This window comes from Geothrix limicola (assembly GCF_030268085.1).
GTDB classification, from domain to species: Bacteria; Acidobacteriota; Holophagae; order Holophagales; family Holophagaceae; genus Geothrix; species Geothrix limicola.
Window position 1 is genome coordinate 167,372 of the sequence record NZ_BSDE01000006.1, and the last position, 21,639, is coordinate 189,010.

Below are 21,639 nucleotides of genomic sequence, written 5' to 3' on the forward strand. Positions count from 1 at the left end.
AAGACCCATCGGGGAACGAAAGGCACGGCGGATCGGATTCGCTTTCATGGCAGAATCCGGAATCCCGGAATCGCATGCGCACCCACATCGGCAAATTCGAAATCCTCCGCCTCCTGGGCCAGGGCGCCATGGGCGAGGTCTACCTCGGCCGTGACCCGGGCATCGGGCGCGAGGTCGCCATCAAGACCATCCGGCCCTCCCTCGTCGGCGAGACCGCGGGTGTGGACCTGCGCGACCGCTTCGCGCGCGAGGCCAAGGCGGCGGGTCTGCTCCATCATCCCAACGTCGTCACCGTCTTCGAATTCGGCACCGACGGCGACCTGCTCTACCTGGTGATGGAATACGTGCCGGGTGAGGACCTCGCCACCCTGTTCAACCGCGACGAGCTCACGCCTTCGGACCTGCTGGAGATCCTCGCCCAGGTCTGCGAAGGACTGGCCCAGGCCCACAAGCACGGCATCATCCACCGCGATGTGAAGCCCAGCAACGTCATGGTGCTGCGCGAAGAAGGCAGCCTGCACGCCAAGATCATGGATTTCGGCGTGGCCAAGCTGAGCGAGGGCGACCTGACTCAGACAGGCCAGGTGGTGGGCACCCTGGCCTACATGGCCCCCGAGTATCTGCGCACCGGCCACGCCGAGCCGGCCTCCGACCTGTTCTCGGTGGGCGTCATGCTGCACGAGGGCCTGAGCGGCGAAAAACCCTTCCGGGGCGGCACCACGGGCGCCATGGTCTACACCATCATCCACGACGAGCCCCGGCCGCTGGAGGACACGGTCTTCGAGGGCGTGAGCCCCTCCGTGAAGGCCCTCGCCTGCCGCCTCCTCGCCAAGGATCCCGGAGTGCGGTTTTCAGGGGCCGCCGAAGCCGCCAGGGCCCTGCGCGCCGCCAAGAATCCCACCTGGGTGGCCCCGCTGGATGACGCCACCGTCGCCCTGGCGGGAAAGACCGGACGCGGAGACCACCCTTCCGAAACCGCCACCCGTCGGCGCTCGCTGCGATGGCCGCTGGGGCTGGCGCTCGCGCTGCTGGCCGCGGGGGGCGGATGGTGGGCGCTGCGGCGTCCGCGCAAGCCCGAAGCCCCGGTGGTCAGCCCCCACATGAACGATGTGGTGCTCGAAGAGGCTGCGCGCCAGATGGACGCCAAGCCCGAGCATGCCCTCAAGCTCGTGCAGGAAGTCATCGACGCCACGCCCGACAATGCGCCCATGGACCCCGACGCCTACGCCCTGAAGATGGCCATCTACTACCGCATGGGCCTCATGGAAATGCTGGAAGCCACAGCGCAGGAGGCCTGGGACCGAAAGGTGAGCGGTGCGGAGATGCTCAAGAACGCGCGGTTCAAGGCCATGCTCGAAAAGGACAAGATGCACGGCAAGAAGCTGTCGCCCGAACTGCGCGATCGGCTCCTGAAGGGTCTTTAGCCCAGGCGGGCGATGTCGTCGCCTCCCCCCGCTTCCATCACCTCCCGGACGGCCCGCCTCAGATCCTCCATGCGGAAGGGCTTCTGGAGGAAGGTCGAAGGCGTCTCCACCGCGCCCTCCTGCGGGGCGGCATCTTCTTCATAGCCGCTGCACAGGATCACGAGGGCCTGCGGGTCCATGGCCCGGATGCCTTCCAGGGCCTCCCGGCCATCCAGGTGGGGCATGGTGAAATCCATGATCACCAGGTCCACGTGGCCCGCGTGCCCAGCGTAGGCGTTCAGGGCCTCCAGCCCGTCGCGGGCCTCCAGGGTCTGGAAGCCCATGGACTCCACCTGGGCGCGCACGGTGGCCCGCACGACGTCGTCGTCGTCCACCACGAGCACGGTGCCGTGCCCCCGCCAGGGCCGGGCCTCGGCCCGCGTCTCGTGGACCGCGGATCCCTCGGCCAGTTCGGGCAGGAACACCCGGAAGGTGGTCCCGCGCCCCGGTTCGGTGCAGATGTGGATGCCGCCGCCCTGGGCGCGGAGAATGCCGTGCATCGTCGACAGGCCCAGGCCCCGACCCCGGGTCTTGGTGGTGAAGAAGGGATCGAAGATGCGATTGAGGATCTCCGGCGGGATGCCGGATCCGTCATCCGAGACATCCAGCGTGAGGAACGTTCCCGGTTCCATGGTCTGACCCGGGAACAGTTCGGCGAGTTCACCTTCGTCCAGGGTCTGCAGCCCCGTTTCCAGTTGGATGGTGCCTTCGGCCTCCCCGATGGCATCGGCGGCGTTGATCACCAGGTTCATGATGAGCTGCTCAATCTGGGAAGGGTCCGCCAGCAGGCCCGGAAGGCCCGGACGAAGGGTGAGGACCAGCTGGATCTTCTTGGAGATCGAGGCCTCCAGCAGGCGCGCCAGGTCTTCCACCGAGGCGTTCAGATCCACACGCTTCACCAGCCGCTTGCCCTTGCCGGCATAGGCCAGCATTTGGCGGGTGAGGTCCGCCGCGCGCGTCACGGCGCGGTCGATGTTCTGCAGGTGCCGGGCCGCGGCGGAATCCTCGGGCGTCTCCATCACCGCCAGGCCCAGGTTGCCGAGGATGGCCGAAAGCAGGTTGTTGAAGTCGTGGGCGATGCCCCCGGCCAGCAGGCCGAGGCTTTCGAGCTTCTGGGTATGGCGCAACGCCTCGTCCCGGCGCCGTTCCTCTTCCAGGCGCAGCGCGTTTTCCAGGGCCACGGCCGCATTGGCCGCCAGGCCCTGCAGCACCGCCACATCGGAGGCATCAAAGGGGCGGTGATCCCGCGTGTTGTGGATCTGGATCGCGCCGAGCAGCTCGCCCTTTCGCCCCAGGATCGGAAGGCTCACGAGGTTGTACAGATCCAGCCGGCGGTGCACCTCGGGCAGGATCCTGGCATCGGTCCTGGCCTCGTTGGACACGTAGGGCTGGCATGTCTCCATCACGTAGCCCGGAACGCCTTCGCCCCGCCTGAAGGTGATGTGGAAGGGGGACCAGTCCCCATGCAGGAGCGCCTCGTGAAAGACGAGCTGATTGTCGTCCAGCATCCCGAAGGTGCCGTGGGTGGCCTCGGTCAGACGCAGCGCCGATTCCACCAGGCGGCGCATGACCAGGTGGATGTCCAGGTCCGTGTTGATCTCGCGGGCGGCCGCCACGAGGGCTTCCAGCTGTTTCTCGCGGCGCAGCAGGGCCTCCTCGGCGCGCTTCTTTTCCGTGATGACGGTGCGCAGGGCCATGTACCGCTCGGGCCGTCCTTCAGCGTCCAGCCAGGGCACGATGGTCGTGTCCACCCAGTAGAAGGTGCCGTCCTTGGCGCGGTTCTTCATTTCCCCGCGCCAGACGCGACCCGCGGTGATGGCCTCCCACATCTCCTTGAAGAAGGCCTTCGAATGCTGGCCCGACTTGAGGATCGCGTGGGTCTTCCCGATCAGCTCTTCGCGCGTATAGCCCGAGACTTCGCAGAATCGCGAGTTCACTTCGGTGATGACGCCGCGCGCATCCGTGATGGCGAAGATGGTCGATTCGTCCACGGCGAAGCGCAGGTCTTCCAGCCGCTTCACCGCGTTCTGAAGGTCCAGCTCCTTGGCCTTTTCCGAGGAGATGTCCCGGGCGACGGTGGAGAAGAAGCGCACCTGCCCTTCGGGGTCACGGTGGGCCAGGATCAGCTGGGAGATGGGCACCTCGCGCCCCTCGGCGTCGAGGAAGGCCGTTTCCCCGCGCCAGAGGCCCTCCCGCCTGGCGGTGGGCAGGGCTTCTTCCACCAAAATCCGCATCGCCCACGGCGGATGGGCTTCTCTGATGGGCCGGTTCAGCTCGGGTGAATCGGGTCCGCGCAGGTGGCGCATGGCCCGGTTGCCGTAGATGGCGTGTCCCTCTGGATCGGCGATCCCGACAAAATCCGAAGTGGCCTCCATGATCTCGACGAGGTGGTCCCGCTCGGCCTCGGCCTGCCTTCGGGCGGACAGGTCGTGCACGATGGCCACGGCGAGGGCTCCGCCCGGCAGGGGCAGACGGTTGAGGGTGACATCGACCGTGGCGAGGGAGCCGTCCTTCCGTTTGTACTTCCGCTCGCCGATGCGGAAGCGGCCGTTGTCCCGAAGCTTCTGGACGTTGGCCTGGATGGAGGCGCCGTCGTGGGCAATGACATCCACGAGTCTGAGGCCGCCCATCTCCTCCAGGCCGTAGCCGAGGAGCTGGCGGAAGGCGGGGTTGGTTTCCAGAATCTGGCCGCTGTCCAGGTCGAAGAGGTAGATGCCCTCGCCGGATTGCTCGATGACGGTCCGGTAGCGTTCCTCGCTGCGCTTCAGGCGCTCCTCGGCCAGCTTCCGCTCGATGAACTGTCCCATCTGGCTCCCGAGGAAGGCCATCATCTCGACGAACTCCGCATCGGAGGCGCGGCGTCGGCTGGCGAAGAAGGCCATGACGCCCAGCACCCGCTCCTGCAGGCGCACCGGGAAGGCGAACCCGCTCTGCAGCCCCGCCTTCCGGGCGGACTCGCGCCGCAGGAAGCGCTCATCCACCAGGAGGTCTTCCATCCAGTAAGGACGTCCCTCGGACCAGGTCAGGCCCGGGAGCCCTTGGCCGGGCGCGAATCTCAGCTTCGTCGAAGCCGCCTTGAAATCCTCGTCGTGGAAATCCGGCGCGCTCCAGGTGGAGTGGATGCGCAGGTCCCCGGCGGCCTCATCGAGCATCCACAGACTGCCCCAGGTCCAGCCGGCCCCGGCGCCGATGGCCTTCAGGCAGCCCGCAGCGGCCGCATTCAGATCCGAGGCCTCGGCGAGGATGTCGGTGACCTGGTTGTGGAGGATCAGCCGCTGGGTTTCCGAAATGGGCATTCGAAAGAAACCTCCTGACTGATCCCATTGGTATCGGCCAGGAGGTTCGGAAGGTTAATCACACCCGGACCTCGATGAAAGGTCGCAGGCGGTCTCGATTTACATGTTCAGGGCGCGCCCGTAGACGGCCCGCGCGGCCTCGGGGAAGACCTCGTTCAGCGTGGGGTGCGGATACATGGTGTTGATGAGCTCATCCACCGTGAACTCGCCGCCCATCAGCGCCACGCTGGAAGCCACCAGCTCCGTGGCCTTGGGGCCGAGGATGTGGATGCCGAGGATCTCGCCGTACTTCTTGTCGGCGACAATCTTGATGAAGCCGTGGGGCTCGCCGACGATGTTGGCCTTGGCCATGGGCGCGAAGGGGAAGCTGCCCACCTGCACGTCATAGCCCTTGGCCTTCGCCGCCTTTTCGCTGAGTCCGATGGAGCCCACTTCGGGATCGCAGTAGGTGCAGGCGGGGAAGCGGTCGTAGCGGATGGGGTGGGGATGCACGTCCTTGCCGAGGCTTTGCGCCGCGTGCTCGGCGGCCACGATGCCCTCGTCGCTGGCCACGTGGGCGAGCCAGGGCGTGCGCACGATGTCGCCGATGGCGTAGAGACCGGGCTCGCCGGTCTGCATGAACTTGTCGACCACCACGCAGCCGCGGTCCACCTGGGCCTTGGTCTTCTCAATGCCGATGCCGTCCACCTGGGGGGCGCGGCCCACGGCCACCAGCAGGTGGCTGCCGACGACTTCGCCGGGAGTCTCGCCTTCGAGGAAGCACACCACGCCATCCGCGCGCTTCTCGATGCGCGTGATCTTGGTCTTGGTGCGCACGTCGATCTTGTAGGACTTCTTGAGGATCTTGGCCAGCTCGAGGCCGATGTCCTCGTCCTCCAGGGGCAGGATGGTATCCATGAATTCCACGAGGGTCACCTTGGAGCCCAGGCGGCTGAACACGGAGGCGAACTCCACGCCGATGGCGCCCGCGCCCAGGATCACGAGGTGCGAGGGCAGCTCAGTGAGGTCCAGGATGTGGTCGCTGTTGATCACGCGAACGCCATCCGTTTCCAGGCCCGGAATGGGCTTGGGCGCGGATCCCGTGGCCAGGATGATGCGCTTGGCCTCGTGCACCTCGCCGGCCACCTCCACCTTGCCGCCGCCCAGCAGCTTGCCGAAGCCCTTCAGCACGGTCACCTTGTTCTTCTTCATGAGGAACTCGATGCCCTTGGCGTTCTTCAGAACGATGCGGCCCTTGCGCTTGACGATGGTGGCCAGGTTCGCCTTCAGGCCCTTGCCGTCCACGCCGTCGATGCCGTAGTCGCCCGCATCTTGCATCTGCTCGAAGCGGTGGGCCGTCTCCAGCCAGGTCTTGGCGGGGATGCAACCGCGGTGAAGGCAGGTGCCGCCGAGGCCTGCGTCCTTCTCCACGAGGGCCGTGCTCAATCCCAACTGGGCACCGCGGATGGCGGCGATGTAGCCGCCGGGGCCGGAGCCGATGACGATGAGGTCGAATTGAGCCACGAGTCCTCCAAAGATCAAGCCACCAGTATCCCATGCCGGGCCCCGAACTGCAGGCCCTGGTACATCAGATGGGGTGGGTTACGCGTAGACGAGGGACGAGCGGATTTCGAGACGGGCCGCCTTCCATTCGAGCCAGGCCATCTTGAGATCGGCCCGGTGCTGGACCATGGCGGCCTCCCATTCGAGCTTGGCCTCGCGCCAGGCCTCGGCCTTGGCTGATCCCTTGGCCCGCCATTCGGCCTTCTTGGCCTGCCAGGCCTCGTGCCGTTCGTGCAGGGTGGCCAGGGCGCCATCCAGTTTCACCCGGGCCGCGGCCAAGCGATCGTGCATGGGCGAGGCCACGCCGGGGCTGGCCAGGGCCAGGCGCTCGCGCAGGCGCTTTTCCTCCATGTGGAGGCGGGCCCGGGTCATGGCGGCGGCCGAGACGCGCCGGAACTGGCCCACCAGGCCCATCCAGCCCAGGATGTTGAGCAGCCACTTGGTGGTGTCCCACTGGTACCAGAGGGCGCCGTTGCGGTAGTCCCACTGCCAGAGGTGGTGGAAATTGTGGTAGCCCTCGCCGTAGGTGAGGGGCGCCAGCACCCAGTTGTCGCGGGCCGTGTTGGCGTCCGTGTAGGGGCGGCTGCCGAACATGTGGGCGGCGCTGTTGATGAAGAAGGTCGTGTGATGGGTCATCACGATGCGCAGGGCCACGCCGAAGACGAGGTGGCCGAGAACATTGCCCGTGGCGAGCCCGATCCAAAGCGGAATCGTGGCCACCACGGCGCCGATGAGGAAATGGTGCCGGTGCTGCCAGCGCACGAGGGGGTCCTTCTCCAGATCCGCCACGCCCGCCAGGGGCAGAGCCTTGGCTTCCATCACCCAGGTCCAGTGGGCGTACCAGAAGCCATTGGCGATGGCGTAGGGATCCTGGTCCGTGTCCACGTGCCGATGGTGCACGCGGTGATCGCTGGACCACTTGAGGGCCGAGTTCTCGAAGGCCGCCGCCCCGAAGCAGAGGAAGAGGAAGCGCACGGGCCAGGAGGCCTTGTAGGCCCGGTGGCTGAAGAGGCGGTGGTAGCCGCCGCTGATGGCCGTGCCGATGGCGAAGGTCATGGCCGCGAACACCAGCACCTCACTCCAGCGCAGACCGGAGGTCCACAGGCGCAGGGGCACGAGCACCACGGCGGCCGCCAGGGTTCCCGTGAGGAAGAGGGTGTTCAACCAGTTCAAGCGTTTGGCCGTGGCCATCCATTGACTCCAAAACAGAGTTCAATCCTACCGCGGGTCAGCAAACGAAACCCCATGCGAAACTTGCCGAATTCCTTGTGAGGTTCCCGTGACCGAGAAGCGCCCCTGGTACCGCTCAAGTACCTTCTGGATCTTCCTCGGCCTCGCCCTGGGCGTGCTGCTGGGCGGCTTCCTCCCCCAGGATCAGTATCCCTGGGCCTACGACGGCTTCCGCTTCCTCTCCAAGGCCTTCATCAGCCTCATCAAGGGCCTGATCGTGCCCCTGCTGCTGTCCACCATCATCGTGGGCATCGCGCAGACCGGCGACATCCGCGCCGTGGGGCGCATGGGCGCCAAGGCCCTGCTTTACTTCGAGATCGTCACCACGTTGGCCCTCTTCATCGGCCTAGCCGTGGGCAACTGGCTGAAGCCTGGGGCGAATCTGCCCATGGACCTGGGGGCCCACACGGCGGTGGCGGCCGTGAAAGCGAAGACCGGATGGGAGATCGCCCTCCACATGTTCCCCTCCAACCTGATCCAGCACGCGGCCGAGGGGGACATCCTGCCCGTCGTGATCTTCGCGGCCCTCTTCGGTATCGCCCTCACCAAGGTGGGCGAACGCGGCAAACCCGTGTTGGCATTCTTCGACGGCGTCGCCCAGACGATGTTCAAGTACACCGACCTGGTCATGAAGCTCACGCCCCTGGGGGTATTCGGCGCCATGGCCTACAACGTCAGTCACATGGCCGCCGGGCACGTGGTGAACGGCACGCTGATCAAGGGCTGGACCGCCGTGTTCCACCTGCTCAAGCAGTACAGCCTGCTGGTGGGCAGCCTCTACCTTGCCCTCTGCCTGCTCTTCCTCCTCGTCTTCGTGCCCGTGGCCTGGCTGGCGGGCATCCGCATCCTGGGCTTCGTGAAGGCCATCAAGGATCCGGCCCTGACGGCCTTCAGCACCGCCAGCAGCGAGGCCGCCCTCCCCAAGCTGCTGGAAGAGGTGGTGCGCTTCGGCGTGCCGCGCCGCGTGGCCAGCTTCGTCATCCCCACGGGCTACAGCTTCAACCTGGATGGATCGACCCTCTACCTCGTGCTGGCCAGCCTCACCATCGCGCAGGCGGCGGGCATTCATATGAGCCTGAGCCAGCAGCTGCTGATGGTCTTCACCTTCATGCTCACCAGCAAAGGCGTGGCAGGCGTGCCTCGCGCCACGCTGGTGATCATCGCCGCCACCTGCGGCAGCTTCGGCCTGCCGGGGGAGGCGGGCATTGCCATGCTGCTGGCGGTGGACGAGATCATGGACATGGCCCGCACGACGGTGAACGTCATCGGCAACGGCCTGGCCAGCGTGGTCATCGCCAAGTGGGAGGGCGTGTACGGTACCGAGACCGAGCCCCTGCCGGACCAAGGGAACTGACCCCCAGGTTCAACTTCGGGTGGGACCTGACCGAAACGAAGGTTGCGTCCCGGAGTCACCATGCGATCCCCACTCGCGTCCCTCTACTTCCTTCCCGCCCTCTGCCTCACTTTGGCCGCCCAGGATGTTTCCCCGGTGGAGGTGGAAGCCCTCGTGAAGGAGGCCATCGCCTTCGCCAAAACCAATGGCAAGGAGGCCGCCTTCAAGGAGATCACCCGCGCGGGTGGTCGCTTCCATAAGTACGGCGGCGAACTCTATGTCTTCGTCTACGACATGGACGGCAAGGTACTGGCCCATGGTCAGGGCGCCTCCAAGGTGGGCGTCAACCAGTTCAAGGCCAAGGATCCGGACGGTGTGGAGTTCGTGCAGGAGCGCATCCGTCTCGCCAAATCCAAAGGAAAGGGATGGCACGACTACAAATACCTGAACCCGAAGGACGGCAAGAAGGAACCCAAGACCAGCTACATCGAGGTCTGGGACAACCTCATCTTCGGCGCGGGCATTTATAAGAAGTAAGAACCACCGCTCTGCCTTGTTCTGCCGGGATTCCGACGGTATGGTGAAGGGATTCCCTTCATCTCCTGTAGGCACACCCGAAGGCGGAGTCCCATGAAGATCATCGTGACCGACGAGGTGACCGGCGAAGGTCTAGCCCTCCTTCAGGCGGATCCCCGCATTCATCTCGACGTGCGCCTGGGCCTCTCCCGCGAGGCCCTTCACACCTGCATCGGCGAGTACGACGCCATCATCACCCGAAGTGGCACCACGGTGGACAAGGCCCTGCTGGATGCCGCCACCAATCTGAAGATCGTGGCCCGGGCCGGCGTGGGCATCGACAACGTGGATGTGGATTACGCCAGCTCAAAGGGCGTCATCGTCGTGAACGCACCCTTCGGCAACACCAACAGCGCCGCCGAGCACACCCTGGCCCTCCTGCTCTCGGCCTGCCGCCACATCCCTGCCGCCAATCAGAGCCTGAAGTCCGGCGAGTGGAAGCGCGCCAAGTTCACGGGCGTCGAACTGAAGGGCAAGACCGCCGGCGTCATCGGCCTGGGCAAGGTGGGCGGCCGCGTGGCCACGCGCCTCAAGGCCTTCGAATGCGAGGTGCTGGGCTGCGACCCCTACATCGGCGCCAAGCGCGGCCAGGATCTGGGCGTGCGCCTGGTGGATCTGGCCGAACTCTGCCGCAGTTGCGACATCATCACGGTCCACACACCGCTGAATGAAGAAACCCGCGGCATGATCGGCGCCGACCAGGTGGCGCTCATGAAGGAGGGCGTCATCCTCCTCAACGTGGCTCGGGGCGGCATCCTGGACGAGCCCGTGCTGCTGGCGGCCCTGCAGTCCGGCAAGGTGGCCCTGGCGGCCGTAGATGTGTGGTCCGAGGAACCCCCGGTGACCGAGACGCTCAAGCAGCTCATCGCCCAGGAACGCCTGGTGGTCACGCCCCACCTGGGCGCCAACACCCAGGAGGCCCAGGTGAACGTGGCCGTCGACGTGTCCAGGGAGATCCTCGCCTACCTGGACCGCGCGCCCCTGGAGAACGCCGTGAACCTGCCGCGCTTCGACCCGGCCGTGATGGATCAGATGCGCCCTTACTTCAAGCTCATGGCCGTGCTCAGCGAATTCGGCCTCCAGCTCATGAAGGGCAACCTGGACCGCGTGACCTTCGGATTCAGTGGCGCCATCGCCCATCACGACTGCTCGCCCCTCACGGTGAGCGGCTTGGCGGCCCTGTTGGACCGGGCCACGGACCAGCCCGTGAACATGGTGAACGCGGGCCTGGTGGCCGAGCGCATGGGCCTGGTGGTGGAGGAACGCAGGTCCACCCAGGGCGGCGCCTTCTCGAACCTGGTCACCCTCACACTGGAGGGGCCCGGCGGCGCCCGCGTGATCTCCGGCACCCTCTTCGAAGGCTCGCCCCGCATCGTGGGCCTGCGGGACTACGCCATGGACTTCCTCCCCGAGCCCCACATGCTGCTGCTGAGCTACCTGGACCGCCCCGGCATGATCGGGAAGATCGGCACCCTCCTCGGCCAGCACGACATCAACATCGCCTTCATGAACCTGGGGCGGCGAGAGATGAAGGGCGAGGCCATGGTCATCCTGTCCGTGGATTCCCCCGTGCCCCCCGCCGTGGTGGCCGACCTTCAAAAGGCCACCGACGCCACCTTCGCCCAGGCCCTGCACCTGCCTTCGGCCTGATGCCATCCGGGGGGGACCGCCTGCTCGCTGACGCTCGCGAAGTCCCCCCCGGAGCCCCCCACCGCGCGGCCGGGCAAAGCCCGGCCGCGCGGTCTGCCATTATGGAGACCTGGAGGCTTCCTTGAAACTAATCGCCTGGGACTTCGACGGCACGTTGGTGGACAGCCGTCCCCTCATCGAGGCGGGCATGGCCCACGCCCTGGACGCCCTGGGACAGCCCAGATCCGTCATGGTCGAATGGCTGAAGTGCGTCGGCCTGCCTGTGGAAGCCGGCATCCGCCACACCTTCGGCCCCCTGGGCCTGGACTTCGACACGGTCCTAAAGGCCTACCGCAGCTTCGGCCACGCCGAGCATGAGCACCTGATGCAGCCCTTCGAGGGCATTCCCGACCTGCTGAAGGAATTGAACCGGCGCGGCCAGCGCATGGCCGTCGTCACCTCCAAGCGTCGGGTGCCCCTCCTGCGCCAGATGGCCCAGTGGGACTGGGAACCTCTCTTCGATCCCATCATCACCCCCGACGAGGTCACCCACGGCAAGCCCCACCCCGAGTCCCTGGAACAGCTGCAGTCCCTGACCGGTCTCGCCCCAGAGGACATCGTCATGGTGGGCGACACCCCCTTCGACCTGGACATGGCCCGGTCCGCCGGGGTGCCCAGCCTGGCCGTGGGCCACGGGTTCTACGATCAGGAGGCCCTGGCGGCCTGCGGACCCCGGGCCTACGCGCCGGACACGGCCGCGCTGCGGGACATCCTGCTTGCCTGGAGTGCATGATGGCCGAACTCACGCACCTCGACCCAGAAGGCCGTCCCGTGATGGTGGACGTCTCCGCCAAGGCCGTGACCCGCCGCTTGGCCGTGGCCGCGGGCTACCTGGAACTGGACGAGGCGGCCGCCGAGGCCCTCACGCGGGGTGGCGGTCCCAAAGGGGATCCCTGGTCCGTCGCCCGCCTGGGAGCCGTGGGCGGCGTGAAGCGGACCTCGGACCTGATCCCCCTGGCCCACCCGCTGGCCGTCGAGGCGGTCGATGTGATTCATCACTGGGATCCGACCCAGCGGCGCGCCTGGCTGAGGGTCCAGGTGAGCTGCGAAGGCCGGACCGGCATCGAGATGGAAGCCCTGGCGGGCGTGAGCGTAGGTCTGCTGGTGCTCTACGACATGCTGAAGGCCGTGAGCCATCACATGAGCCTCGGCCCGGCCCGGCTACTCCGAAAAGAAGGTGGAAAAAGGGGACTTATCACCCTGCCCTGGGCCGGATGTCCCTGGGAGCCCTGATCCAGGGACCCCTAGTTGGAAAACATTTGCATTTCAAAGCCCGCCCACCCCCGGTAGGATGGGGATTGGACTTTTCCAAATCATCGAGCACCGGGGTCACGACCCCCTCATGGAGGCCTAGCGAAGCAGGCTTTTCCGTTCCAGCCGGGAGTTCCCCCATGCGTCTTGCCGTTCTGACCCTTGTTCTAGCGTCCTTCAGCCTTGGCCTCCAAGCCGTCCCGAAGCGCCCCTCCAAGAAGTCCCATTCCCGGCCCGCCGCCCACCCCGCTGGCACCGTCCACGTCGTCCGAAAGGGCGAGACCGCTGCTTCCGTGGCCCGGCAGAGCGGCCTGAGCCTGGCCGAGCTGGCCGCCCTGAACCCCGGCAAAAGCCTGACGAAGCTGGCCGTCGGCACGCGCCTCACCATTCGGCACGGCGCCGCTGTGGCCCAGGAAGTCACTCACCTCGAAACGGAAAGTGCGGCGCCCCGCCCCGCCCTCGCGGCCCTGCCCGGCACGCCAGCCGTCGTCCCCACGCCCATGCCCCACCTGGAACAGCTGCTGCCCTACCAGGTGCGCGGCACGGTTCCCTCGGGTGAAGCCGTGCGACTCCTGAGCCTGGACCCCCACCAGGCCCCCGGCACGCCCGCCCAGCTCCTGGCCCGCATGCAGCAGGTCATGCCTCCCGTGACGGAATCGGAGCTCAACGCCCTCCTGCCCACCTTCGCTCCGGCCGACCCCGACCGCCTCGACCTGCTCTGGCCCGTGGAGACGCGAACCATCAGCTCCGCCTGGGGCCCCCGCATGCGGACCAAGACCGTCCGTGTGAAGAACCAGCGGAAGAAGCGCGTTCGCTACAAAGGCCGCCACAAGGGCATCGATCTCAACGCACCCATGGGCACCTCCGTCTTCGCCGCGCTGGACGGCCAGGTGCTCGTCGCCGGAAAGCACAAGGGGTACGGGAACTACGTGGTGGTGGATCACGGCAACGGCGTGGTCACGCTCTACGGTCACCACAAGCTGAACCTCGTCCACACCGGCGACATCGTCCGCCGGGGGCAGAAGATCGCCGAGGTCGGGCGCACGGGCAATGCCACCGGTCCCCACCTCCACTTCGAGCTCAAGATCGACGGCGTGCAGCGCAACCCGCTGCCGGCCCTCAACGATGAAGAAGAGATCCCGGCCGAACTGGCCGCCCAGAACGCCCTGCTGGGATCCAGCTCGACACGCTAGAGAACCTGTCCGCTCGGCCAGAACTTCCCCGTCCTCCGCAGCACAGGAAGAGAGCGCGGCCTCCCGATTCCCCCGCGGGATCGGCCCCGGAGGCCGTGATAGACTAGGTCCTTTCGCCGTTTCGAGGTGGTCATGCCGCTGTACCGAGCTTTCCTCCAGACCCTGGGGGCCACCCTGCTTCTGGCCCTGGCCCTGGCCTGCCACGGGAAGCGCGGCGGCAACGCGGCCTCGGATCCTTCGGCGATCATCACGGGCAGCGTCACTTATTCACGTGTCCCCCTTGCCGTGGACGGCGATGGCAAGCCCACCGGGCTTGTGGATGCCACCGTGGCTTCCAATCTGAAGAGCCTGCCGGCCCGAGGCGTGGCGGTCCGCGTCTTTCAGAAGGTGGATCAGACCAAGCCCGACGGTACCCTCACCTATGCCTGGATCCTGGCCGGTTCGACCTATACCGACACAAGTGGCAATTACTCCCTGTCCGCCACCAAGGGCAGGCCCACCATGATCGAGGTTCTGAGTTCCTTCAACGGTGGCGTAAGCGGCACCACGATCAACCTGGTGGCCGAACCGAACGGGGTCAACAGCCCGACCGAGGTTTCCAGCCGGCTCCGCTACGCCCTTCGCAAGGCCGTCGATGGCTCCGCCCCCACCGATTCCGTGGCTCCGGCTTCGAACCTCTCGGCCGATACCACCGTGAGGTTCACGGTGGGCCTGAACGACACCTGGTGGTTGGTGAATGCCTCCGTCACCAGTGATAGCCAGCCTTCCCTCTTCGTCGAACAGGCGGTGCTTGAGACCAGCCAGCCGGGCCGCACCACAGGCCAGGGGAGCGGCAGCCGCATCCTCGGCATCGGGGACACCTTCGCCACCTTCGCGGTGAACCACGGCACGATCCTGGGTGGCACACCGCTGGACCTTCACTACTGGCCCGGTCATTCCGAAACCCGGGGCTCCTTCATCGAATTCAACCGCCCGCTCTTCCCCCAGGCCTATGACGCGGCCACCGCGAGCTACCACTACTTCGGCTCCATCCGCGGGGATGCCTCCAATGACGACGCCTGGGACGAAGGGGTGATCCTTCCCCTGCTTGCGAGGGCCGCCCTGTTCAACGGCAATGTCGGCCGCACCTTCGGCATCCAGACCAATCCCTTGTTCCCCCCCAGTGCACCCTGGACGGACCTGAGCCCTGACCTGGCGCGCATCGAAGGCCTCGCCGAGGCCATGGCCGCCAACCTGCTCAAGTCCCCCTACCTGGCGGACACCAACGGCACCTCCGTCGTCTCCGTGCTGGATATCCGAGATACCAGTTCGCTCAGTGCCGACCAGAAGACCCCCTACTCCGCACCCGCCCTCCGGGCCCTCGCCTGGAGCATCATCCTCAAGGCCAACAGCCTGTCCTCCCCGGGTCTGGCCTCGGACTGGGCCAAGATCAATCCCCTCGCGGCGGCCCGCTTCTTCCAGGCCCCGACAAGCCTGACCAGTGGCACCACCACCAGCACCACGGCCCATGACCTCGAGCCCCTCAACATCTACACCCAACTTAATCGGTTGAAGGAAACCCTTGCCTCGGGTGAACCCGTCGACCTCGCCCCCATCTTTACGGATTCCGTGTTGACGACCCTCACGGCTCCCGTCGGGATCACGTGGCCCCGCCCCGTGACCGGCCCCTATGCCTCCTTTGCCGCGAACTGGGGCATTGACCCCGTCAATCCCTTCCCTTCCGCGCGGCTGAGCATGTCCAAGGCCATCCAGGCGGGCGGGACCTACCCCAACCTTTCCCAGGGTGAGATCAGCTACGCCGGATTCAGCTTGACCACCGACAAGCGCTGCGTGCTGAATGCCGTCATCACGCCGGCGCTGCCAGCCGGCGCGCAGGTCGAGGTGGACCTGAAGAGCCTCCTGCGCACCTTCAGCTTCACAGGTTCGGGCGGTTCCTCGGAGACCATCACCCTCCCCACCGCGACCTCAAGCACGCCCACCTATCACCCCGTGCGCATCCGCCTGAAGAGCCAGACCCTGCAGCCCGACACCACGGTCACCCTCAGCCTCACGCCCGCACCCTGAATTCGCGCCCGGGAGCCCGACATGCCCTTTACTGACGCGCTCCGGACCTTGAAGGCCAAGGCGCCCTTCGTCCCTGACTTGGCCATCGTCCTCGGTTCGGGTCTCGGCGCCCTGGCCGACAGCCCCGAGGCCAGGGCCGGCCTGAGCATCCCCTTCACCGACCTACCGGGCTTCCCGGCACCCACCGTCGCGGGACACGGCGGCAAGCTCGTCTTCTGTGAATTCGAAGGCCGCAAGGTGGCCCTGCAGGCGGGCCGCTTCCATTTCTACGAGGGCCATCCGATGCCCCTCGTGATTGCGCCCATGCGCCTTTACGGCCGTCTGGGCACCAAGGCCGTGCTGCTCACCAATGCGGCCGGGGCCCTCAATCCAACCTTCGGCGTGGGCGACCTCATGGCCCTCTCGGATCACATCAACCTCTTCGGCACCAACCCCCTCATCGGACCGAATGTGGAGCCCGGCCCCCGCTTCCCCGACATGACGGCGGTCTATGATCCAGCCTTCCGGAATCATCTGCAGGCCTGCGCCACGCAGTTGGGTCAGACGCTTCGCGAAGGCGTGTATCTCGGCCTCACGGGGCCCTGTTACGAAACGCCCGCCGAGATCCGCGCCTTCCGTCTCATGGGCGCAGATGCGGTTGGCATGAGCACGGTGCCCGAAGCCATTGTCGCCCGCCACGAAGGCATGCGCGTGGCGGGGATCTCCTGCCTCTGCAACATGGCGGCGGGCATCCTGCCCCAAGCCCTCACCCATCAGGAAGTGCTGGAAGCCGGAGCCGCCGCAGCCGGCCGTTTCGAAGCCCTCGTGCGCGCTTTCGTGCGGAGCCTGCCCCTGTAGCACGGCAGGGATGCCGGGTAAGCGCAGCAAGCAAAAGCCCGGCTCAGCCGGGCTTTTGCGCGGGGGTCCGGGGGTGTTCGCGCAGCGAGGAACCCCCGGAGGACATCAGTTCGAACTCTTCTGGTGCTCCTCGATGAGGCGGTTGACCACGTCCGGTTCGGCCAGGGTCGAGATATCGCCCATGCCGTCGTATTCGGCCGAGGCGATCTTCCGCAGGATGCGGCGCATGATCTTGCCGCTGCGGGTCTTGGGCAGACCCGAGGCGATGTGGATGACGTCGGGGGCCGCGAAGGCGCCGATGACCTGGCGCACCTGCTCCTTGAGGGCCCCGATGAGCTGCTGCTGGCCGTTATCCGCATAGCCGCTGTTGAGCAGGACATAGCAGTAGATGCCCTGGCCCTTGATGGGATGCGGGTAACCCACCACGGCGGCCTCGGCTACGGCCTCGTGGGCCACGAGGGCGCTTTCCACCTCGGCGGTGCCTAGGCGGTGGCCACTCACGTTGATCACGTCATCGATGCGGCCCGTGATCCAGTAGTAGCCATCCTCGTCCCGGCGGGCGCCGTCGCCCGTGAAGTAGTAGCCGGGGTACTGGGTGAAGTAGGTTTCCCGGAAGCGCTTGTGGTCGCCGTGGACCGTGCGGGCCTGTCCCGGCCAGGGGGCACCCAGACAGAGGGCGCCGGAGACATTGTTGCCTTCGATGGGCACGCCCGTGGAGGGATCCACGATCACCGGCTTCACGCCAAAGAAGGGCAGCGTCGCCGACCCGGGTTTCGTAGGCGTGACGCCCGGCAGCGGCGTGATGAGGATGCCGCCCGTTTCCGTCTGCCACCAGGTGTCCACGATGGTGCAGCGGCCTTCGCCCACCACGTCGTGGTACCAGCGCCAGACTTCCGGATTAATGGGCTCGCCCACGGTGCCGAGCACCCGCAGGGATTTGCGGCTGTACTTGTGGATCCAGTCATCGCCGGCCTGGGCCAGGGCGCGCAGGGCCGTTGGCGCGGTGTAGAAGATGTTCACGCCGAGATCGTCGATGATCTGCCAGTAGCGTCCGGCATCGGGATAGAGCGGGGTGGATTCGAAGATGACCGACGTGGCCCCGTTGGCCAGCGGGCCGTAGACGATGTAGCTGTGCCCCGTTACCCAGCCGATGTCGGCGGCGCAGAAGTAGATGTCCTCGGGGTGGTAATCGAAAACCATGCGGTGGGTGAAGGCCGCATAAGTCAGATATCCGCCCGTCGTGTGCAGCAGGCCCTTGGGTTTCCCCGTGCTGCCGGAGGTGTAGAGGATGAAGAGGGGGTCTTCCGCGCCCATCCACTCATTGGTGCAGGTGGACCGTTGCTTGGCCGTCTCCTCGTCCAACCACAGGTCGCGGCCCGGCTGCATGGGCACATCACCATCGGTGCGCCGGGCCACCAGGACCGTCTCCACCATGGACATGCCCTCGATGGCCCGGTCCACGGTCTTCTTCAGGGGCACACGCTTGCCTCCCCGCAGGCCCTCATTGGCGGTCACGACCACCCGGCAGTGGGCGTCCACGATGCGGTCCCGGAGCGCCTCGGCGGAGAACCCGCCGAAGACCACCGAATGCACGGCGCCGATGCGGGCGCAGGCGAGCATGGTGTAGACCAGCTCCGGAATCATGGTCAGGTAGATGCAGACACGATCGCCCTTCTTCACGCCGTAGTGCTGCAGGACGTTGGCCACGCGTGCCACGTTGTGTTTCAGATCCCGGTAGGTGATGTGGGTGTACTGCCCCGGCTCATCCTGGGCCCAGATCAGGGCCGTCTTGTCACCCAGGTGGGGCAGATGCCGGTCGATGCAGTTGAAAGCGGCGTTGAGGCGGCCGCCCGAGAACCAGGAGAAATCCACTTCCTTGTAATCGGCGTCGAAGACGGACTGCCAGGGATGGAACCAGGTCAGCGTCTTCGCCTGCTCCCCCCAGAACCATTCCGGGTTATCCAGGGAAAGCCGGTAGAGCCGCTGGTACTCCTCCATCGTCTTGATGTGGGCACGCTCCCGGATCTGGGGTTTGACGGGGAAGAGATCTTCGGACATGTCGGCTCCGTACCTTGGATGCGGGGAAATGGAACAAGGCGGAAGGCTGGGGTGAGTGGTCTCCGCCGCTTCCCAGGGCATCCACACGCGTGGTCAGCAGGTGGGTGGTCTGTGGTGGCGATTATTCTCCGGTTCGCGGAAAACCTTGTCTAGTACTCGTTGGGGCCCATCTGGTTTCTGACAGGAAGGCCGGACGAGGGAAACCCTCTCGCCCGGCCGCTCCTAGAGCCAGCGGCCAGGCCGCTGGAACCTCATCTCAGTGCTCGTAGGTACTGATGTCCCGATCCTTCGTTTCCTTCAGGAAGAGACCACCGATCACCACCGTCGCCAGGGCCACGATGATGGGATACCAAAGGCCGAAATAGATGTTGCCCTTCAAGGCCACGATGGCCGTGGCGATGAGGGGCAGCATGCCGCCGAACCAGCCGTTTCCGATGTGGTAGGGCAGGGACATCGACGTATAGCGGATGTTCGTCGGGAAGAGCTCCACCAGGAAGGCTGCGATGGGCCCGTAGACCATGGTCACGTAGATGAGGAACACGAACAGGATCAGCAATGTCATGCCGTAGTTGATCTGCTTCGGGTCCGCGGTCTCGGGGCAGCCGTAGTCCTTCAACGTCTTCTTCAGCAGCTTCTCCTGATCCGCCCCCCAGCCCTCGATGCGGGAGATGCCCTTGGCGCTCTGGATGGTGGTGACCACCATCTTGCCGGGCTCCGCGGGGACCTTGTTGAAGTTGAGGCCGTTCTTGGTCAGGAAGTCGTTCACGCGATCCACTTCGGTGAACTTGCTCCAGGGGCCGACGAAGAGGTTGAACGTGGTGTCCTTCGGATCGGAAGCCACGGTGACCACGCTGGAATTCTGGAAGGTCTCCAGGGCCGGGTTCACGTAGTGGGTGAGCGCCTTGAACATCGGGAAGTAGGTCAGGGCCGCGATGAGGCAGCCGAAGAGGATGATCTTCAGGCGGCCGATCTTGTCCGACAACCAGCCGAAGAAGATGAAGAAGGGGGTCCCCAGCAGCAGGGAGGCGCCGATCAGCATGTACGTGGTGAGGAAGTCCAGCTTCAACGTGATCTGAATGAAGAACAGCGCGTAGAACTGGCCCGTGTACCACACGACGCCCTGGCCCATGGTGGCGCCCAGGAGGGAGAGCAGCGCGTACTTGTTGTTGGGATAGCGGAGGAAGCTGTCGGTGAGCGGGGCCTTGGAGCCCTTGCCTTCGGACTTCATCTTCTGGAAGATGGGCGACTCATGGAGCTTCAGCCGGATCCAGACGGACACGCCGAGCAGCACGATGGACAGCCAGAAGGGAATGCGCCAGCCCCAGGTGGAGAAGCTCTCCTTCGTCATGCCGATCCGGCACCCGCCGATGATCGCCAGGGCCAGGAAGAAGCCCACGGTGGCCGTGGTCTGGATCCAGCTCGTGTTGTAGCCGCGGCGATTGGCCGCCGAATGCTCGGCCACATAGGTGGCCGCGCCGCCGTACTCTCCGCCCAGGGCCAGGCCCTGGAGCAGGCGCAGGGTCACGAGGATGATGGGCGCCCACCACCCCATGACCGCGAAGGTGGGCATGAGGCCCACGCCAAAGGTCGAAAGGCCCATGACCATGATGGTCACGAGGAAGGTGTACTTCCGTCCGATGAGATCCCCGATGCGCCCGAAGACCAGGGCCCCGAAGGGCCGCACCAGGAAGCCCGCCGCGTAGGCCGCGAAGGCCGAGAGCAGGGCCGCCGTCTGGTTCCCCTTCGGGAAGAACAGCGCTGCAAAGAAGGGCGCCAGGGTGGCGTAGAGGTAGAAGTCGTACCACTCAAACACCGTGCCGACGGAGGATGCGACGATCACCATCCGTTCTTCACTCGTGAGTGGGGTTTTGGCAGCGACCTGCTCCGTTGCAATGGCCATAGGGTGTTGCCTCCTGGGAAGTGGCTTCGACCGGTATGAATCGCCGGAAACGGGCTTCGTTTCCGGGTATGGCTGCATCCGCAAACTCGGAACCCGGGTTGCGGAGGGCGGGTGAACTATGAGAACCGGGATGGGCGCACCATCTCCGGGACACTATGGGTGGGGTTGGCTGCACATAGCTAACGCCTTCCCATGGGCCAGGTCAAGCGGGTTCCCATCCCAAATACGCTTTTCCTGAAGGTGTGAATTGCGGCACGAATTCCGGAAAGCAATGGATCTTCACATCGTTTTTAATGGTCTCTACCACGACAGACATACCCATGGCTGGGCGGGGACCCACGCCGCATGGCTTTTTCCGGCGCCAGTTCCTGTCAACCCCACGGCCAAAAGGATCGAGAGATCCGTGGATGCCGAAAACCGCGAACGCCTATCATTCTCAAGAGCCCCCCTCCTTTCGGGACCATTCATGCGCCTCGCCTTGCTGGCCGACATCCACGCCAATCTGCGCGCGCTGGAAGCCTGCCTGGACCACGCGCGTGGCGCCGGTGCGGATCGGTTCGTGTTCCTCGGCGACTACGTCGGCTACGGCCCCGAACCCGAGGAGGTGGTGGCGCGAGTCATGGATGAAGCCAGCCGCGGCGCCATCGCCGTGGCCGGCAACCACGATCAGGCCGTGGCCGAACTTCGCGAGACCATGACCTCCGATGCGGAGATCGCCATGGCCTGGACCCGCGGCCAACTGGGGCCGGCTGCGCGCGACTTCCTCGCCTGCCTTCCCATGCGCTTCGAGGACGACACCCGGCTCTATGTCCATGCCAGCCCCCAGACCTATCCCGCCTGGATCTACGTGAACGATGGGCCTGCCGCGAAGCGGGCCCTGGAGGCCAGCCGGGCCCAGACGGTCTATTGCGGACACACCCACATCGCCGCGCTGCACGGCATCACCGCGACGGGACAGTTGGTGTCCTTCCAACCCGTCCCATCCGTTCCCATCCCGCTCCCCCGGCACCGCCGCTGGCTTTCCGTGATCGGCGCCGTCGGTCAATCGCGCGACGGCAACCCGGCCGCCTCGTACGCCCTGCTCGACACGGACCGCAGCGAGATCACCCATCATCGCGTGCCCTACGACGTGGAGGGCACGGCCCTGGCCATTCTCCGCGCCGGTCTTCCCGCCTCCCTCGCAAACCGCCTCCGGAAGGGACGCTGA

The 21,639-nt window shown here is 66.0% G+C and carries 15 protein-coding genes; 10 read left to right on the forward strand and 5 right to left on the reverse strand.

The annotated features are described in order from the left end of the window. The first annotated feature begins 74 nt into the window (after positions 1 to 74). Complete coding sequence (locus QSJ34_RS14940; protein WP_285576722.1) at positions 75 to 1,424, forward strand: serine/threonine-protein kinase; 1,350 nt, start codon at positions 75 to 77, stop codon at positions 1,422 to 1,424. On the opposite strand, the gene QSJ34_RS14945 is transcribed toward QSJ34_RS14940, so the two are convergent. The 3 genes from QSJ34_RS14945 to QSJ34_RS14955 all read right to left on the reverse strand — a co-directional run bounded on the left by QSJ34_RS14945 (position 1,421) and on the right by QSJ34_RS14955 (position 7,492). Then, complete coding sequence (locus QSJ34_RS14945; RefSeq protein ID WP_285576724.1) at positions 1,421 to 4,759, reverse strand: PAS domain S-box protein; 3,339 nt, start codon at positions 4,757 to 4,759, stop codon at positions 1,421 to 1,423. The genes QSJ34_RS14940 and QSJ34_RS14945 overlap by 4 nt on opposite strands. 99 nt (positions 4,760 to 4,858) lie before the next feature. Then, positions 4,859 to 6,262, reverse strand: a complete 1,404-nt coding sequence (gene lpdA, locus QSJ34_RS14950) for a dihydrolipoyl dehydrogenase (protein ID WP_285576726.1) — start codon at positions 6,260 to 6,262, stop codon at positions 4,859 to 4,861. A gap of 78 nt (positions 6,263 to 6,340) precedes the next feature. Beyond that, positions 6,341 to 7,492: an acyl-CoA desaturase gene (locus QSJ34_RS14955; protein WP_285576728.1), complete on the reverse strand. Its 1,152-nt coding sequence runs from the start codon at positions 7,490 to 7,492 to the stop codon at positions 6,341 to 6,343. An 88-nt stretch (positions 7,493 to 7,580) separates the two neighbouring features. On the opposite strand from QSJ34_RS14955, the gene QSJ34_RS14960 reads away from it, so the two are divergent. From QSJ34_RS14960 to QSJ34_RS14995, 8 genes are all read left to right on the forward strand, one after another. After that, positions 7,581 to 8,885 (forward strand): dicarboxylate/amino acid:cation symporter, encoded by a 1,305-nt coding sequence (locus QSJ34_RS14960; protein WP_285576731.1) that lies wholly within the window; start codon positions 7,581 to 7,583, stop codon positions 8,883 to 8,885. Between the two features lie 60 nt (positions 8,886 to 8,945). Next, positions 8,946 to 9,401, forward strand: coding sequence for a cache domain-containing protein (locus QSJ34_RS14965; RefSeq protein WP_285576733.1), 456 nt, complete (start codon positions 8,946 to 8,948; stop codon positions 9,399 to 9,401). 93 nt (positions 9,402 to 9,494) lie between these two features. Continuing rightward, positions 9,495 to 11,090, forward strand: coding sequence for a phosphoglycerate dehydrogenase (gene serA, locus QSJ34_RS14970; protein ID WP_285576735.1), 1,596 nt, complete (start codon positions 9,495 to 9,497; stop codon positions 11,088 to 11,090). Positions 11,091 to 11,211: 121 nt separating this feature from the next. Continuing rightward, positions 11,212 to 11,862: an HAD family hydrolase gene (locus tag QSJ34_RS14975; RefSeq protein ID WP_285576737.1), complete on the forward strand. Its 651-nt coding sequence runs from the start codon at positions 11,212 to 11,214 to the stop codon at positions 11,860 to 11,862. Next, positions 11,862 to 12,362: a cyclic pyranopterin monophosphate synthase MoaC gene (moaC, locus tag QSJ34_RS14980; RefSeq protein WP_285576739.1), complete on the forward strand. Its 501-nt coding sequence runs from the start codon at positions 11,862 to 11,864 to the stop codon at positions 12,360 to 12,362. The genes QSJ34_RS14975 and moaC overlap by 1 nt, the downstream gene beginning before the upstream one ends. A gap of 158 nt (positions 12,363 to 12,520) precedes the next feature. Continuing rightward, complete coding sequence (locus QSJ34_RS14985; protein ID WP_285576741.1) at positions 12,521 to 13,573, forward strand: LysM peptidoglycan-binding domain-containing M23 family metallopeptidase; 1,053 nt, start codon at positions 12,521 to 12,523, stop codon at positions 13,571 to 13,573. A gap of 132 nt (positions 13,574 to 13,705) precedes the next feature. Continuing rightward, entirely contained in the window at positions 13,706 to 15,637 is a 1,932-nt protein-coding gene (locus QSJ34_RS14990; RefSeq protein WP_285576743.1) for a hypothetical protein, read from the forward strand. A gap of 21 nt (positions 15,638 to 15,658) precedes the next feature. Continuing rightward, positions 15,659 to 16,474 carry a purine-nucleoside phosphorylase gene (locus tag QSJ34_RS14995; RefSeq protein ID WP_285576747.1) on the forward strand — a complete coding sequence of 272 codons (816 nt, stop codon included), beginning with the start codon at positions 15,659 to 15,661 and terminating at the stop codon, positions 16,472 to 16,474. Positions 16,475 to 16,579: 105 nt separating this feature from the next. On the opposite strand, the gene acs is transcribed toward QSJ34_RS14995, so the two are convergent. Then, positions 16,580 to 18,532, reverse strand: coding sequence for an acetate--CoA ligase (acs, locus tag QSJ34_RS15000; protein WP_285576749.1), 1,953 nt, complete (start codon positions 18,530 to 18,532; stop codon positions 16,580 to 16,582). 256 nt (positions 18,533 to 18,788) lie between these two features. Further along, on the reverse strand, positions 18,789 to 20,432 hold the full coding sequence (locus QSJ34_RS15005; protein WP_420798863.1) for an MFS transporter: 1,644 nt from the start codon (positions 20,430 to 20,432) through the stop codon (positions 18,789 to 18,791). A 466-nt stretch (positions 20,433 to 20,898) separates the two neighbouring features. Between QSJ34_RS15005 and QSJ34_RS15010 the strand changes: the two genes are divergently transcribed. Next, the gene (locus QSJ34_RS15010) at positions 20,899 to 21,639 is read left to right on the forward strand and encodes a metallophosphoesterase family protein (protein WP_285576752.1); all 741 of its coding nucleotides are present in this window, start codon (positions 20,899 to 20,901) and stop codon (positions 21,637 to 21,639) included.